Below are 15,495 nucleotides of genomic sequence, written 5' to 3'. Positions count from 1 at the left end.
GCCGCGATTGCACCATGGTGTCGGTCGATACCTTGGTATCGCCGTGCTCGCTCACATACCTGCGGTGCCTCAGCCGACACCTAGGTATCATTGGCAGCCCCGCCAACCAGGCGCATGCTCGCCCCACGGCTAGCGCCGGGAGAAGACCGGTATGCACAACGATGTCGTCGACAAGCTGCCCGACATGGCCTGGACCGCCAGCGCCCAAGGTCGCCTGGAAAGTGTCAACCAGGCCTGGCGTATCTATGCCGGGCGCGGCCTCGACGCCCTGGGCGAGCATGCCTGGCAGGCGCTGGTGCATCCCGACGACCTGTCGGCGTTGCAGCAAGGCTGGAGCGTCATTCGCGAGTCGGGCATTCCCCATGACCTGCAAGCGCGCCTGCGCCGGCATGACGGCACATACCGGCGCTTCCTGCTGCGCGCCCGCCCGCTCGGCGACAACGTCGGCGAACCCACCGGCTGGTGCGGGCAGAACATCGATATCGAGGACCTGCTGGCGCCGCCGCCCACGAGCGTGACGCGCGAGACGCAGGATCTGATCGACAGCATTCCCGCGCTGATCTCGCTGATGACGCCGGCGGGCGAACTGGAATGCGTCAACCGGCACAACAGCGACTACCTGGGCGCCAGCTTCGAGGAGCTGCGTCACTGGACCAGTTCCGACACCATCCACCCCGACGACCTGCCCTGCGCGCTGGCCGCCTGGAAGCACTCGGTGGCCAGCGGCGATCCCTACAACTTCCAGCAAAGGGTGCGCGGCGCAGACGGCATCTATCGCTGGTTCCACGTGCGCGCCCTGCCCCATCGCGACAACGCAGGACGCATCCAGCGCTGGTTCGTGCTGAAGGTGGACATCGACGAGCAGCGGCGAGACCAGGTATTGATCGCTCAGGCGCAGAAGTCGCTGGCCAGTGCACTGGAAGAAGTCAGCGTTTCCGAAGACCGCCTGCGCACGCTGATCGACGCCGTACCGGGCTTCGTCTGGCGCACCGATCCCGATGGCAGCGTGGAATTCCTCAACCAGCGCTGGTTCGACTACACCGGCATGACGCCCGAAAACGCCGCCGGCACCGGCTGGATGACCGCCCTGCATCCCGACGACGCACCGGCGCTGGGCGTCTACTGGCAAGGCCTGCTGGAAGCGGGCAGCGCCGGCGAGTTCGAGGCGCGGCTGCGACGCTTCGACGGCAGCTACCGCTGGTTCCTCATCCGCGCGGTGCCGCAGCTCGACGCAGCCGGCCGCGTGCTCAAGTGGTACGGCGGCAACACCGATATCCACGTGCGCAAGCGCGCCGAGCTGCTGCTGGCCGGCGAGAAGCGCCTGCTCGGCCTGATGGCCGGCGGCTGCGCCCTGTCGCAGGTGCTGGAAACCTTGTGCGAGCTGGTGGAAGCCAACCTCGAGGACAGCCGCTGCGCCATCACCCTGGTCGCGCCACGCCATGGCCGCTTGCCGGAAGCAACGCTGCGCCTGCAGGCCGGCGCCGCACCCCACCTGCCGGCTTCGTTGCATGGCGGTGCCGATGGCCAGCCAGTGGACGCACTGAACAGCCCGCAAGCGCGAGCCGCATTGGACAACATCACGCTGCAGATCGACGACCTGGCCGGCGAGACACGCTGGCCCGCCTGGCGACAACGGGCGCAGGGCTGCGGCCTGCACGCGCTGGCCGCTACACCGGTGGTGTCCACTGACGGCGACGTGAGCGGCATCCTCTCGGTGTATTTCACCCGGCCCGAGGCGATCGACGACAACCAGCGCGCGCTGATCGCGCAATTCACCCACCTCGCCAGCATCGCCATCGAACGTGCCCGCAGCGAGGCGGCGCTGCGCCAGAGCGAAGCGTTCCTGGCCAAGGCCCAGCGCATCAGCCTGACCGGCACCTTCTCCTGGCGCGTGGACAACGACGAGATCGCCTGGTCGGAGGAAATCTACCGGCTGCTCGACCTTGCGCCCGGCCTGACGCCGAGCTTCGAGCTGATCTTCTCGCGCATCCATCCCGACGACCGCGCCACAGTGGAAGAGATGCTCAAACACCAGCGCCGCGCCGGCCGCGACTTCGAACACGAACACCGGCTGTTGCTTCCCAGCGGCGCCGTGCGCCACGTGCACCTGGTCGCCCAGGCCACTCGCGTGGCTGACGGCGCGCTGCTGTACATCGCCACCGCGCAGGACGTTACCCAGCGCCGCCTCGCCGAGGAAACCCTGCACCGGACCCGCGCCGAGCTGGCTCACGTCGCCCGCGTCGCCAGCCTGGGCGCGCTGACGGCTTCGATCGCCCACGAGGTCAACCAGCCGCTGGCGGGCATCATCACCAACGCCAGCACCTGCCTGCGCATGCTCGGGGCGCAGACACCGAACCTGGAAGGCGCGCGCGAAACCGCGCGGCGCACCATCCGCGACGGCAACCGCGCGGCGGATGTGATCAAGCGACTGCGCGCCCTGTTCGCCCGCCACGAAGCGGTAAGCGAAGAGGTCGACCTCAACGAAGCCGCGCGGGAAGTGATTGCCATGCTGCACAACGAACTGCAGCGCCACGGCGTGACCGTCGTGCCGACGCTGCAGGATGAACTGCCCACCGTGAGCGGCGACCGCGTGCAACTGCAACAGGTGATCCTCAACCTCATCCTCAACGCCATCGATGCGCTGGGCGAAGTGCAGGACCGCCCCCGCCAGCTGCGCATCAGCACCGGCCATGATCTGGATGCAAGCATCTTCCTGGCGGTGCGCGACAACGGCGCGGGCTTCGCGCCGGAGGACGCGGGCCGCCTGTTCGATGCCTTCTTCAGCACCAAGCGATCAGGCATGGGCATCGGCCTGTGGGTCAGCCGCTCGATCATCGAGCACCACGCCGGCCGGATCTGGGCCACCACCCACGATGGGCCGGGCTCCACCTTCATCTTCGCGCTGCCGCAGGCGCTCTCGCCGGCGCTATCCAACCACGACCAACCGACGGAGATCTGCTGATGGCCACGCCCCTGCTCGTGTCGGTGGTTGATGACGACGAATCGGTGCGCGAATCCCTGCCGGACCTGCTGCGCGAGTTCGGCTTCGAGGTCAGCGCATTCTCCTCGGCGGAGGATTTCCTCGCCTCGGACGCGCTGCAACTCACCCGCTGCCTGATCCTCGACGTGTCGATGCCGGGCATGAGCGGGCCGCAACTGCAGAAGGAACTGGCCCTGCGCGCGATTCCCGTGCCGATCATCTTCATCACCGCCTACAGCGACGCGACCACCTGCCCGCGCCTGATCGCCCAGGGAGCGGTGGCCTGCCTGCTCAAGCCGTTCAGCGAAGCAGAACTGCTCAAGGCGCTCAGCGCCGCCCTGCCAGTCGGCTGACAGCCCGGTCGACGCCACTCGGAGGACATGGCATGTTGCATCACCATCCGGCCCATACCGGCCAAGCCCCGCGAACGGAAGCCCTGCCGATGCCTGAGGCGACACCCATCGTCTACGTGGTCGACGACGACATCTCGGTGCGCGAGTCACTGGAGCTGCTGATCCGCTCAGCCGGCTGGCAGCCCGCGCTGTTCGACGCCGCCAGCGCCTTCCTCGACGAGCCCCCGAGCCCAGCGCCCAGCTGCCTGGTGCTGGACGTCAACCTGCCGGACCTCAATGGCCTCGACCTGCAGCGCAGCGTGGCCGGCAAGCGCCCGGCGATGCCGATCATCTTCATCACCGGCTACGGTGACGTGCCGCTCACCGTCCGCGCGATGAAAGCCGGCGCGGTGGAATTCCTCACCAAGCCGTTCGACAGCGACACGCTATTGCAGGCCATCGCCGACGCCCTGGAACACAGTCGCGCCGCGCTCGGCCAGCAGTCACGCCTGGACGTCCTGCGCCAGGCCTATGCCCTGCTCACCAGTCGCGAGCGGGAAGTGCTGGAGATGGTGGTGGCCGGCCGCCTGAACAAGCAGGTAGCGGCCGACCTGGGCATCAGCGAGATCACCGTGAAAGCGCACCGCGGCCGGGTCATGCGCAAGATGCAGGCGCGCACGCTGCCGGACCTGGTGAACATGGCGGCAACGCTCGCCATCACACCGCCCGAGAGCCGCTGAGTTCGGCTCAGGCGCTCTCGCCCAGTGTCCGCCGCAGTACTTCCAGCTGGCGAACATCCAGCGTGTCGACACCTTCTTCGAGTTGGCAGGCCTCCAGCAGCGCCAGCGCTTCTGCCCTGTCGCCCTGCTTCACCCGCAGCCGCGCGAGGTCCAGACTCGAACGCAACACCCAGGCGCGGGCGTTCTGTTCGCGCGCCATGGCCAGCGAGCCCTGCAGCATACGTTCAACGGCCTGATCACCCTCCTCGCCCAGCGCACCGATGACCTGCGCTTCGATACGCATCAACTCCGGCAATGCATAGGCATCGCCGCTGCTGCGGCAATGCGCGATGCAGCGCCGCGCCACACCCAGCGCACGGCGATATTCGCCGGCGAGGACAAGACCCTCGGCCAGGGCGATCTCGAACGACGTGGTCAGCAATTCGTAGCGCATGCCGTGCAGGCGCGTGAGGCTTTCTTCCAGCTGCCGCACGGCATCACCGGGTTGCTCGCGGCGAATCGCGATGGCCGCACGCAACCCTGGCGTCGCGGCCTGATAAGGCGCAAAGGCGTTGGCCTCGGCAATGCGGCTGAAAGTCGCCAGGCTGCGCTCGGCCTTGTCCAGCTCACCGGTCCAGATATGGATGCACAGCGTCCACACCAGGGCGATGCAATGGGTGGCCGGATGATTGAGCTCCGCCGCCTCGGCCTCCACCTGGTCCGCCCAGCGCCGCGACTGGTCGGCGCAACCGAGCAGCCAGAGCGTCCGCGCCAGGGCCAGCCCGGTGCGGTTGTGGTGGTCGAAGCCATAGTGCAGCGTGCGGCTGCGCTCCGAGGGCAGGCTGTTGCGCAGGGACTTTTCCAGTTCCTCGCGCGCCCGCTCCTGGTCACCCAGCAGGTGATGGGAGATGCCGGCGAGCGAGGCAGCCACCGCCACCGCCTCCGGCTCGCCGAGGATATCGCCCACCAGCACCGCACGGTCCGCCCACGCCAGTGACGAGGCGAAGTCGCCGATGCGTTCGTAGAATATCTGCAAGCGCCCCAGCACCCGCAGCTCGGCCCAGTGATCGCCCAGCGCCACCGCGATCTCCAAGGCCCGCAGCAGAGCCTTGCCGGCCGCCTCGCTGTTGCCGCGAGTGAACATCAGCACCAGCCCGAGGGCCGCCTGCAGCTCCATTTCGGTGGGCGTGCCGAAATAGCCCAGCTCCAGCAACTGGGTGGCACGCGCACACCAGGTACGGCACTCCACCTGCAGCGAATAGTGCAGGAACAACGGCGCGCTGGCCGCCGCCAGCGGCAGCGCCAGGCCGGGGTCACCCTGCGGGCCGAAGCTCCATTCCAGCGCGCTGCGCACGTTGCCCAGCTGGCTGGCCAGGCGTACGCAACCCTCGTAGATCACCTCGGGTTCGCTACCCAGTTGCTGCAGCAGCCACAGGTAATAGGCAGCGTGACGGAAGGCCAGCGCGTGGGCCTCTTCGTGGCCGTGGGAGGCTGCCTTTTCGCGGGCGAACGCGCGGGTCATTTCCAGCAGACGATAGGCCGCGCCGGACTCGCTGCGGTCCACTGCCAGCAGACCCTTCGACGTCAGGTCATCGAGGATCGCCGCTGCCTCCAACGCATCGATCCGGCCGTCGGCGACGACCTGCGCGGCCGCCTCCTGGGAAAAGGGCCCGACGAAGACCGAAAGGCGGTCGAACACCAACCGCTCGCTCTCGGACAGCAGGCCGTAGCTCCAGTCCAGCATCGCGCGCAACGTCTGGTGGCGCGGCTGCGCGGTGCGCCGGCCGGACCAGCCCAGGGAAAATCGCTCTCCCAGCAGCGCATGGGTCGCCTTCACCCCATGGACCGCCACCCGTACCGCCGCCAGTTCGATGGGCAACGCCATGCCCCCCAGGCGCCGGCACATGTCGGCAATCAGGCCGGGGTCGCCGCCCTGCAGTTGCAGCGAGGCACTGGCGGCCTCCGCGCGCTCGACGAACAGCCGTACGGCCGGGAACTCCAGCAAGGCTTCGACCGGCAAGTCCTGAGGGTCTTCCGGGAAATCCAGCGGGCCCAGCCAATGTGCTTCTTCGTCCCGGGCACGCAGTGGCTCGCGACTGGTGGCAAGCAGGCCGACGCCGGGAGCGGCGTCGCGGATGCGCTCGGCCAGCGCGGACACCACGTCGACCACGTGCTCGCAGTTGTCGACGATCAACAGCAGATCCTGGCCCCTGAGATGAGCCAGCAGCACTGCCAACGGGTCCTCGGCCTGCACCGGCACGCCCACCGAGGCGGCCAGCGCCGAAGCCACCAGTTGCTCATCCTCGACCTGCGCCAGGTCGATGAAGCGCACCGCCTGCCGGCGCTCTGCGGCCAGGCGATGGCCTACCTCGTTGGCCAGGCTGGTCTTGCCGACGCCACCGGTGCCGACGATGGTGAAGAGCCGAGGTTCGCGCAGGCGCTGCAGGATCATCTGCACATCGGTTTCGCGTCCGATCAGCTTCACCCGCGGCGGCAAACTGCCGACGCCTTCGCTCATGCTCGCCACGGGCAGCACCGCCGGCGCCGCATCGCTTGCATGGCTCACCGGTGCGACAAAGGCATAGCCGACGCCCACCTGGGTGGCGATGTAGCGCGCGCCGTCTTCGCCGTCGCCCAGGGCGCGGCGCAGGCCGGTCATGTGGAAGCGCAGGCTGCCCTCTTCCACCACCATGTCGGGCCACACGCGCTTGAGCAGCTCACGCTTGGAGAGCACGCGGCCGGGCTTTTCCAGCAGGGCGAGCAGCAGGTCGAAGGCACGCCCGCCGATGTCCATCGGCTGCGCATCACGGGTGAGCAGGCGCTTGCCGGGGACGACCCGGAACGGGCCGAATTCGATCGGCGCTTTCAGTGAGGAGGACTGATCGTCCGCTGCGGACTCCACGGGGCGTCTCTTCCGACTAAGGGAGTGGGCGCGAGACTGGCCCGCAAGTCCTAGCAGGATAGGAGTTTCGAGCGCGCGATCAAGCCTTGGGCGTGACCTTTTATGAGGGCTGTCACGCTATATGGCCAGCGGAGGCTACTTCAGCGCAGGCTCAGGGTTACCGCGACGTTGCCCCGCAACGCTTTCGAGTAGGGGCAGCTCTGCTGCGCGGCATCCACCAGCCGCTGCGCCAGCTCGGGGTCCAGGCCCGGCAACTGGATGACCAGGTGTGCGCGCAGGAAGAAACCGTTCTCGCCGTGCATCAGCTCAACTTCCGCATCCACCGTCGTCTCCACCGGAAACTCCAGCTTGCGCGCGTTGGCGGCATGGCGCAGTGCACCGATGAAACAGGCCGACCAGCCAGCGGCGAACAGTTGCTCGGGATTGCTGCCCTCTCCCGGCGCCCCCGGCGGCGTCAACCGGACGTGCAACCGGCCATCATCACTGCGCGCTTCGCCATCACGGCCGCCACGGGTATGCACGCGGGCGGTGTAGAGAACCTTCTCGATCGACTGCATCGGGACTTCCTGAAAACGTGGGTTCAGTGGGCTGCGGCGGTACGCCTGCGCCGCGCCGGCTTTTTTGTCTCTCGCTCGGCAGAGGCCACGACCTGCGCCACATTGCGGTGGGCACTCAGCTCGTGCCGGGCCAGCTCCAGCAGCCATGCGCGAAAGGGAACGAGGGCGTCGTAGCCGGCGCGCTGCCGATCCACCTGGCGCAAGGTGGCGCGCAGCAACTCGCCCACATCCTGCAGGCCGATTCGACCGGCCTGCGCCTGCCCCTCGAAGAAGGCAATGAGCAGGGGCAGTACGGCCATGTAAAGCTGACGCAATGCCGCCTCGCCGAGCTCACCGGAACCGAGGATCAGCGCGCCGAACTCCGCATTGCTGCGCCGCCCCGCCAGATTCATGCAGCCATGATGCTGGGTCATGGAGGCCTCCCTGATTAGCCAATGACACTTGGCTGCCAGCGTGGCAAGGCCGGCGCAATCAGGCGAGTTATCTGCTGTTAGCTCTTGTTAGCTGGCCGCGCCTTGCACCCGTCAAAAGCAGAAACCCGAGCGAGGCTCGGGTTTCCGGTGGGGCGGATGACGGTCGATGATGCTCAGTAAGGCGATGGCTCGGCGCTGAAAGCCTCGACCGCCTGCACCAGTCCCTGGGCCGCCAGCATCACCAGCTCACGACCTTTCTCAGGCGAGGCCAGGCCCGGATCGGAGCCCATGCGCCCGTCGGGATGGCGCGCGCGGAAATCCGCGGCCTCGCGGATCGGGCCCCAGTTGGCGATTGGCGGCGAGTACTCGGCGGACTTGATGTGCTGCGGATAGGCCCACTGGGTGACGGCGATCTCCGAAGGCGTCGCGTGGATGCCATGGCCCTTGGGGAACTGCCGGTTGGCCAGCTCGCCGACACCTTCCAGGTCCCACCAGTTGCATAGCTTCAGGGCGAACCCCGCCGGGCGTCGGGCGAAGCTGGCCTGGGCGTAGAGTTCGGAGAATGCCGCCTCGATGGAAGCGACGTTGCCGCCGTGACCATTGAGGAAGAGGATCTTCTCGAAGCCATGGGCGGCCAGGGAACTCACCCAGTCGCAGATGGCGTCGATAAAGGTCGAGGGGCGCAGCGTGATGGTGCCGGGGAAGCCCAGGTGGTGCTGCGCCATGCCGATGTTGAAGGTCGGCGCAATCAGGATATCCGCCGACTTCTGCGCCTCATGGGCGATGATTTCCGGGCACATCCAATCGGTCCCCAGCAGGCCGATGGGACCGTGCTGCTCGTTGGAGCCGATGGGAATGACGATGGTCCGGCTGCGGCCAAGGAACTGCTCGATTTCGGACCAGGTGCACAGGGGTAGGAGCATGGAGACCTCGCGATTCGACGGATTCACCTGGGTGGTTGAGCGTGCTGTGGCCTGGCCGCGCACGTTCAGGCTGAGGGACTCCCGGACGGCTGGCCGGGTTACCCGTGACAGGAATGACACCATGAGCGTCGCCGTGGCGGACATTGCACCATGGTGTCTATCGGCGGCTCGGCATGAGCGAGCCGGCCGAGCCGGAATTCCAGGCGAGCGTAGGAGCGGACTCCGTCCGCGATGATGTCCGGCGCACTGCGAAGCCAATCGCGGACAGAGTCCGCTCCTACAGGGATTTGGGCTTGATCGAATACAACCCCGCCAGCAGGATCAGCAGCGCGCCAGAAACCGTCCACGCCGTCGGCGCTTCGCCAAAGACAAACAGGCCGATCAGCGTGGCGAAGGCCAGCAGCGAGTAGTTGAACGGCTGCAGCGTCGAGGCCTGGGCATACTTCAGCGCCTGGATCAGCAGCAACTGGGCGATCACCCCGGAAACGGCGACGATGGACATCAGCAGCGCCTCGTGAGGCGTCGGCGTGACCCAGGCGGGAAGTCCGGCGGAGGTGGCCGCCACGGCGCCGACAACCGCCATGTACAACGTGGTGGTGGCGAAGGAGTCGGTGTGGCTGATGCGTCGCGAAAGGATGTTGAAGAAGGCGAAGGTCAGCGCCGCCGCCAGCGGGATCAGCGCCGCGAGTTCGAACACGCCCATGCCCGGGCGCAGGATCAACAGCGTGCCGCCGAAACCCACTGCTGCCGCCAGCCATTGCCTGGCCACCATCCGCTCACCGAGGAACACCCGAGCCAGGCCCAGTGTCATCAACGGGAAGACTGCGTAGAGCGCGTGGGTCTCGGCCAGTCCGAGGTAACGCAGCGCCAGCCCGAAGATGGCGATCTCGCCCACGCCCAGCAGCGCGCGCACCACCTGTTGCCAGGGGCTGGCACTGCGGCAGGCGGCGCGAATGCCACCCTGGGCGCGGCAGACGATAAGCGCGAACAGCACGAACACCCAGTAGCGCACCATCACCAGCTCACTCACTGGCAGGTGACGGACCAGCACCTTGGTGATGCCGTCCTGGCAGGCAAAGATGAGCATCGACAGCAGGCACAGGGCAATGCCCAGGCGCGGATTGCTGGTAACGGCCAGCGCGGCGGCCGCAGTCTTGCTGGTCATGGTGGGAGGCTCACGGGCAAGTGGCGGCCTCGCTTCGGGCGCCTCCAGCGCTTGTGCCGCAGTGGCCGGGCGGCGGTCAAGCCACAGGGCGCTGACAAGCACGCCGATGTCGCCTGCAAGCCGCCGGCACTTCAATCCTGCGCCGCTTCCCTCTACAGTCTGGCGACCCGCACAAGGCCACAACGGTGATCCATGGACAGGTTTCAGGAAATGACGGTGCTGCTGGCCGTAGCCGAAGCCGGCAACTTTGCCGCAGGCGCCAAGCAGCTGGGCCTGTCGCCACCCAGCGTGACCCGCGCCATCGCTGCGCTGGAGCAGCGCCTGGGCACCCTGCTGCTGGCCCGCAGCACCCGCAGCGTGCGCCTGACCGATGCTGGCCAGCGTTACGTCGAGGACTGCCGACGCATCCTGCAGGAGCTGGAGGAAGCCGAGGAACTGGCCTCCGGCAGCGCCCTGCGCCCGCGCGGAAACCTGACGGTGACGGCCCCGGTGCTGTTCGGCGAGCTGTACCTGATTCCGCTGATCGCCAGCTACCTGGACGCCCACGCCGAGGTGACGGTCAACGCGCTGCTGGTGGACCGCGTGGTGAACATGCTCGACGAGGGCATCGACGTCGCCGTGCGTATCGGCCAGTTGCCGGAGAGCAGTCTGAGCGCATTGCGCGTCGGCGAAATCCGCCCGGTAGTCTGCGCGTCCCCCGCCTTCCTCGACCGCCACGGTCGCCCGCAGCACCCCAATGACCTGCTCGACGCGCCGGTGGTGATGGCCGCTACCAGTGTGCTGCTCACGGATTGGCAGTTCGTCACATCTGACGGACCGCTGACCCTGCGCCCGCCGTCGCGCTTCGTGGTCAGCTCGAACAACGCGGCGATCCATGCCGCGCGCCTGGGCGGTGGCTATACCCGCGTGCTCTCGTACCAGGCCGCCGAAGCCGTGGCTCGCGGCGAGTTGGAGATTGTCCTGGGCGAATTCTCCACGGCGCCGCTACCCATTCACCTGCTCTACCAGGATGGCGCGCGGCTGCCGGCGAAGGTCCGCAGCTTCGTCAATCATTGCGCGGAGCGCCTGCGCGCCGACCCGGCCCTGCAGGCCGCGCAGCCGTGAGCCGCTACCGGGAGATGCAGGCGTTCGATGCCGTGGCGCGCTCCGGCAGCCTTGCCGCAGGCGCACGGCAGCTGGAACTGTCCACCGCCACGGTGATGCGCCTGGTCGCCGCACTGGAGTCGCGCCTGCGCTGCGATCTGTTGCTGCGCGGCCCGCGCGGGGTCGAGTTGAACGACAGCGGATTAACCTTCGCCGCCAGCTGCCGGCAGATTCTCCAGGACATCGATGAGGCGGAAGGCTCGCTCGGCGGCTTGCAGGCGCACCCGGCCGGGCCTCTGAGCCTGTCCCTGCCGCTGCTGATGGCCGACCGTATCTTCGCGCCCATCGCCCTGGATTACCTGGCCGCCTTTCCCGATGTGCGTCTGCTCAGTCGGCACCGGGAAGACTTGCCGCGCCTGCTGGAGGATGGCATCGACGTCGCCCTGGTGATTGGCGCCCTGCCCGATTCCTCCGGCTTCGCCCTGCCGGTGGGCACGGTACAGCCGGTGATCTGTGCGTCGCCTGACTACCTCGCGCGCCATGGCGTGCCGCGGGCGCCGGAGGACCTCAAGGCGCATCGCATCATCGTCGCCGGCAGCCAGGGTGCGATCAGCGAGTGGCGCTTCCGCCATCAGGACGCACCACGATCTGTGCGCCTGACTCCACGTCTGACGTGCAGCACCACCCACGCGGCGATCCGCGCCGCCAGCCTGGGGCTCGGCCTGACCCGTTGCATGAGCCACGAGGCCCATGCCGAGCTGAGCGACGGGCGACTTCAGGTGGTATTGCCGGATTACGCCGCACCCGGCCTGCCGGTGCAGCTGATCTACCGCGAAGGCCGTCGCGCCGCGGCGCGGGTGCGGACCTTCCTCGATTTCGTGGTGCCGCGTCTGCGGGCGCATCCGGCGTTGCGCGGCTGACGCGCGCGCTGTCCAGAAGCGCACTTTCACCCTTCTGCGCTCTGGGCGGTTCGCGAGCAAGCTCGCTCCTACAAGGAAACACCGGAGTTGGCCTGTAGGAGCGAGCTTGCTCGCGAACATCGCCACTACGGGGCCTGAAATGAGGCGCGCCATCAGGCAGCTCTCGCCCCCATTCTTCCGCATTCTGAAACGCTGGATTGCCAGCCCTGGCGATTCTGCGCAGCCCGCATCGAGCGCAGCATTCATCCATCAGCTCGAGCAACCCACCACGGCCCGACTCGCGCTGCATCCCCACTCAAGTCAACGGAGTCATCGTCATGTCCCACACCATCAAGCTCTACCGCCACCCGCTGTCCGGCCACGCTCATCGCATCGAGCTGATGCTCTCGCTGCTGCAACTGCCCACCGAGCTGATCTCGGTGGACCTCGCCAAGGGCGCGCACAAGCACCCTGACTTCCTCGCCCTGAATCCCTTCGGCCAGGTGCCGGTGATCGATGACGAAGGCGTCATCGTCGCCGACTCCAACGCCATCCTCATCTACCTGGCGAAAAAATACGGTAACGGTCGCTGGCTGCCGGAAGACCCGCTCGGTGCCGCCCGCGTACAGCGCTGGCTGTCGGTGGCCGCTGGGCAGGTCGCCTTCGGTCCCGCTGCCGCACGGCTGGTCACCGTGTTCGGCGCGGCCTTCAACGCACAGGAAGTCATCACCCGTGCCCACACACTGTTCCAGGTGATGGAACGCGAGCTGGCCAGGACGCCCTTCCTGGCCGGCACCGAGGCGACCATCGCCGACGTGTCCAACTACGCCTACATTTCCCATGCACCGGAGGGCAACGTCTCCCTGCAGGACTACCCCAACCTGCGCGCCTGGCTGGCCCGCGTGGAGGCCCTGCCGCACTTCGTGCCGATGCAGCGCACCGCTATCGGCCTGCAAGCCTGATGCAACCCTTGCCGCCGGGCTGAACCGGCGGCACCTTCTGCGAGGTGCTTGTCATGTTCCAGTTGCCCAAACACCGTACCTCCCCCTGGCACGCCGGCGAGAAGGCAATCCAGGAGCGTGTCGGCGTCGCCGAGCGCATGGAAGTCCATGGCCAGAGAGTCATTCGCGACTACATGCCCGACCAGCACCGCGAGTTCTACCACCAGTTGCCCTTCATCATCGCCGGTGCCGTGGATGACCAGGGCCGGCCCTGGGCGACCCTGCTCGAAGGCGCGGAAGGCTTTGTCACCTCGCCCGACCCCAAAAGCCTGCTGCTCGACAGCGTACCTGACAGCCAGGACCCCGCCGCCAGCGGCCTGCGGGCAGGCCAGGCCATCGGCCTGCTGGGCATTGAGCTGCACACCCGTCGGCGCAACCGCATGAATGGTGTCCTCCGCGAGGTCGACGGCGGCCTGCTGACGGTGGCCGTGGAGCACTCCTTCGGCAACTGCCCGCAGTACATCCAGAAACGCGAATGGGGCCGCGACGAGCAGCGCTACAGCCAGCGCGCTCCGCGCGAGGACTTCAGCGCGCTGAACGATGAACTGGCCGCGATCATCCGCAACGCCGACACCTTCTTCGTTGCCAGCTACGTGCAGCATGAAGACGGTGATCGCTCGGTGGATGTCTCCCATCGCGGCGGCCGCCCGGGCTTCGTCAAGGTGGACGGCAACCGCCTGGTCATTCCGGACTATGCCGGCAATCTGCACTTCAACACCCTGGGCAACCTGCAGGCCAACCCGCAGGCCGGGTTGCTCTTCGTCGACTTCGCCAGCGGCGACGTGCTGCAGGTCCACGGCCGCACCGAAATCCTCTTCGACAGCCCGTTGCTGACCGCCTTCGAAGGTGCCGAACGTCTATGGACCCTGGAGGTGCAGCATGTCGTGCTGCGCCGGAGTGCCCTGGCGCTGCGCTGGAGCTTCCGCGAGTACTCGCCGACCAGCCTGATGACCGGCACCTGGGCCGAGGCCGACGCAAAACTGCAGGAGCGCGAACAACGCCAGCAATGGCAGGACTGGCCGGTGCTGCGCGTGGAGCAGGAAAGCGACGACATCCGCTCGTTCTACCTGCAAGCGCCGGCCGGCATTGCCGTGAGCTTTGCGCCGGGGCAGCACCTGCCCGTGCGCCTGGCGGTCGGCGAGCAGACGCTGATCCGCACCTACAGCCTTTCCAGCGCGCCGTCGGACAGCGAACTGCGCATCAGCGTGAAAGCCCAGGGACCGGCATCCCGCCACCTGCACGAGCAGGTTCGGGCGGGCGGCCGCCTGCAGGTCCGAGCGCCCATGGGCAGCTTCACCCTCAAGGGCGACAGCGGGCGGCCGGTCGTGTTGATCGGCGCAGGCGTGGGCATCACCCCGCTGCTGTCGATGCTGCGCGAACTGGTGGCGGGCCCTGCGCGGCGCGTCCACCTGTTCCAGTCCGCGCGGACATTTGGCCAATTGCCGTTCCAGCAGGAAATCGCCGAGCTGCGCCAGCGCGCGCCGCAACTGCAGGTCCATCGCGCGCTCAGTCGTCCCGAAGCGGACGCCAATCTGGGCCGTGACTTCGAACTGGTCGGGCGCCTGGATATCGAAGCGATCAAGGCGCGGCTGCCGTTCGATGACTACGACTTCTACCTGTGCGGCCCCGGCGAATTCACCCAGGCGATCTATGACGGCCTGCGTGACCTGAACATCGCCGATACGCGCATCCACGCCGAAACCTTCGGCCCGTCGACACTCAAGCGTCATGGTGACGGTGGCAAACCAACGCTGGTGCAGCCGCCCGCTGCCACCGAGCCGGTGCCGGTGTACTTCGCCGGCTCCGCCAAGGAGGCGCGCTGGAAACCCGACAGCGGCAGCCTTCTGGAACTGGCCGAAGCCCGCGGGCTGACGCCCGACTTCAGTTGCCGGGGCGGCTCCTGCGGCACCTGCCGGACGAAGATCGTCAGTGGCCAGGTGCATTACCCCAACCCGCCGGCGGAAATGCCCGAAGCCGGCAGCGTACTGATTTGCTGCGCCATCCCGGCGCAGGACGACGGCGGCGTGCAACCGCTGGTGCTGGACCTCTAGGGAGGCGAATCGATCATGAACGCACTGCATTCCTTCGAAAGCGCAAACGAACGCTTCCCACGGTGGAACGAGGAGTTTGTCGAGTCGGCCGAAACCCGGTTCTGCGGGCCGAACGAGGCGGAAGTGGGTTTCCTGCTGCCGCAACTGCTGTCGACGCCCGGTTGCCCTTCGCGGTCGCGTACCGTGAAGTTCGGTGTGGCGCTGGTGCGCTGGCTGAGGCGCAAGGGTTAGGAGCGGTTCACGAGCATGGTCGCTGCTACGTGAAAAGCTCGACGCTATGGGCCAACCCTCTCCCCCCGCACTATCCCTTCAGGGAGAGGGAGCTATACGTGCCAGCTGACACATCAGCGTGACGCTGCACCGATCCAGTCCCCTCTCCCTTCAGGGAGAGGGTTAGGGAGAGGGACGTCTCAGGTACGGACTTTCAGAGACGGATCGTTCTTTCACGGCGGCGCACAACACAACCTGTA

General features: G+C 67.4%; 13 protein-coding genes. 8 read left to right on the top strand and 5 right to left on the bottom strand.

Annotated features, from left to right (window positions below):
* The first annotated feature begins 151 nt into the window (after window positions 1–151).
* Genes AC2T4A_RS17305 through AC2T4A_RS17295 form a run of 3 tightly spaced genes read left to right on the top strand, consistent with a single transcriptional unit; the run spans window position 152 to window position 4,052 of the window.
* Window positions 152–2,962, top strand: coding sequence for a PAS domain-containing protein (locus AC2T4A_RS17305; protein ID WP_486741324.1), 2,811 nt, complete (start codon window positions 152–154; stop codon window positions 2,960–2,962).
* Window positions 2,962–3,333, top strand: coding sequence for a response regulator transcription factor (locus AC2T4A_RS17300; protein WP_486741323.1), 372 nt, complete (start codon window positions 2,962–2,964; stop codon window positions 3,331–3,333). Before AC2T4A_RS17305 ends, AC2T4A_RS17300 begins: the two co-directional genes overlap by 1 nt.
* A 32-nt stretch (window positions 3,334–3,365) precedes the next feature.
* Window positions 3,366–4,052 (top strand): response regulator transcription factor, encoded by a 687-nt coding sequence (locus AC2T4A_RS17295; protein ID WP_486741322.1) that lies wholly within the window; start codon window positions 3,366–3,368, stop codon window positions 4,050–4,052.
* A gap of 7 nt (window positions 4,053–4,059) precedes the next feature.
* Here AC2T4A_RS17295 and AC2T4A_RS17290 read toward each other — a convergent pair whose 3' ends face one another.
* The 5 genes from AC2T4A_RS17290 to AC2T4A_RS17270 all read right to left on the bottom strand — a co-directional run bounded on the left by AC2T4A_RS17290 (window position 4,060) and on the right by AC2T4A_RS17270 (window position 9,991).
* Window positions 4,060–6,933, bottom strand: a complete 2,874-nt coding sequence (locus AC2T4A_RS17290) for an ATP-binding protein (RefSeq protein ID WP_486741321.1) — start codon at window positions 6,931–6,933, stop codon at window positions 4,060–4,062.
* Window positions 6,934–7,073: 140 nt separating this feature from the next.
* Window positions 7,074–7,490, bottom strand: coding sequence for an organic hydroperoxide resistance protein (locus AC2T4A_RS17285; protein ID WP_416752200.1), 417 nt, complete (start codon window positions 7,488–7,490; stop codon window positions 7,074–7,076).
* A 23-nt stretch (window positions 7,491–7,513) separates the two neighbouring features.
* On the bottom strand, window positions 7,514–7,903 hold the full coding sequence (locus tag AC2T4A_RS17280) for a hypothetical protein (RefSeq protein WP_486741320.1): 390 nt from the start codon (window positions 7,901–7,903) through the stop codon (window positions 7,514–7,516).
* Between the two features lie 173 nt (window positions 7,904–8,076).
* A complete protein-coding gene (locus AC2T4A_RS17275) occupies window positions 8,077–8,826 on the bottom strand; it encodes a creatininase family protein (RefSeq protein ID WP_486741319.1) in 750 nt (249 codons plus the stop codon).
* Window positions 8,827–9,103: 277 nt separating this feature from the next.
* Entirely contained in the window at window positions 9,104–9,991 is an 888-nt protein-coding gene (locus AC2T4A_RS17270) for a DMT family transporter (RefSeq protein WP_486741318.1), read from the bottom strand.
* A 192-nt stretch (window positions 9,992–10,183) separates the two neighbouring features.
* On the opposite strand from AC2T4A_RS17270, the gene AC2T4A_RS17265 reads away from it, so the two are divergent.
* The 5 genes from AC2T4A_RS17265 to AC2T4A_RS17245 all read left to right on the top strand — a co-directional run bounded on the left by AC2T4A_RS17265 (window position 10,184) and on the right by AC2T4A_RS17245 (window position 15,256).
* A complete protein-coding gene (locus tag AC2T4A_RS17265; protein WP_478379196.1) occupies window positions 10,184–11,095 on the top strand; it encodes a LysR family transcriptional regulator in 912 nt (303 codons plus the stop codon).
* Complete coding sequence (locus tag AC2T4A_RS17260) at window positions 11,092–11,994, top strand: LysR family transcriptional regulator (RefSeq protein WP_486741317.1); 903 nt, start codon at window positions 11,092–11,094, stop codon at window positions 11,992–11,994. The genes AC2T4A_RS17265 and AC2T4A_RS17260 overlap by 4 nt, the downstream gene beginning before the upstream one ends.
* A gap of 317 nt (window positions 11,995–12,311) precedes the next feature.
* The gene (locus AC2T4A_RS17255) at window positions 12,312–12,935 is read left to right on the top strand and encodes a glutathione S-transferase family protein (RefSeq protein WP_486741316.1); all 624 of its coding nucleotides are present in this window, start codon (window positions 12,312–12,314) and stop codon (window positions 12,933–12,935) included.
* Between the two features lie 53 nt (window positions 12,936–12,988).
* Window positions 12,989–15,025, top strand: a complete 2,037-nt coding sequence (locus tag AC2T4A_RS17250) for a pyridoxamine 5'-phosphate oxidase family protein (protein WP_486741315.1) — start codon at window positions 12,989–12,991, stop codon at window positions 15,023–15,025.
* 15 nt (window positions 15,026–15,040) lie between these two features.
* Window positions 15,041–15,256, top strand: a complete 216-nt coding sequence (locus AC2T4A_RS17245; RefSeq protein WP_486741314.1) for a hypothetical protein — start codon at window positions 15,041–15,043, stop codon at window positions 15,254–15,256.
* Window positions 15,257–15,495: the final 239 nt, after the last annotated feature.

This window comes from Pseudomonas sp. PVC-3-1 (assembly GCF_057444315.1).
Note: the sequence above shows the minus strand (reverse complement) of the source record. Positions and strands in the feature narration are given on the sequence as shown.

Excerpts from the sequence above, each read along its gene's own strand:
- AC2T4A_RS17295 (WP_486741322.1), top strand. The coding sequence starts at position 3,366 with ATGTTGCATCACCATCCGGCCCATACCGGCCAAGCCCCGCGAACGGAA.
- AC2T4A_RS17245 (WP_486741314.1), top strand. The coding sequence starts at position 15,041 with ATGAACGCACTGCATTCCTTCGAAAGCGCAAACGAACGCTTCCCACGG.
- AC2T4A_RS17250 (WP_486741315.1), top strand. The coding sequence starts at position 12,989 with ATGTTCCAGTTGCCCAAACACCGTACCTCCCCCTGGCACGCCGGCGAG.
- AC2T4A_RS17255 (WP_486741316.1), top strand. The coding sequence starts at position 12,312 with ATGTCCCACACCATCAAGCTCTACCGCCACCCGCTGTCCGGCCACGCT.
- AC2T4A_RS17265 (WP_478379196.1), top strand. The coding sequence starts at position 10,184 with ATGGACAGGTTTCAGGAAATGACGGTGCTGCTGGCCGTAGCCGAAGCC.
- AC2T4A_RS17285 (WP_416752200.1), bottom strand. The coding sequence starts at position 7,490 with ATGCAGTCGATCGAGAAGGTTCTCTACACCGCCCGCGTGCATACCCGT.
- AC2T4A_RS17270 (WP_486741318.1), bottom strand. The coding sequence starts at position 9,991 with ATGACCAGCAAGACTGCGGCCGCCGCGCTGGCCGTTACCAGCAATCCG.
- AC2T4A_RS17275 (WP_486741319.1), bottom strand. The coding sequence starts at position 8,826 with ATGCTCCTACCCCTGTGCACCTGGTCCGAAATCGAGCAGTTCCTTGGC.
- AC2T4A_RS17305 (WP_486741324.1), top strand. The coding sequence starts at position 152 with ATGCACAACGATGTCGTCGACAAGCTGCCCGACATGGCCTGGACCGCC.
- AC2T4A_RS17280 (WP_486741320.1), bottom strand. The coding sequence starts at position 7,903 with ATGACCCAGCATCATGGCTGCATGAATCTGGCGGGGCGGCGCAGCAAT.
- AC2T4A_RS17300 (WP_486741323.1), top strand. The coding sequence starts at position 2,962 with ATGGCCACGCCCCTGCTCGTGTCGGTGGTTGATGACGACGAATCGGTG.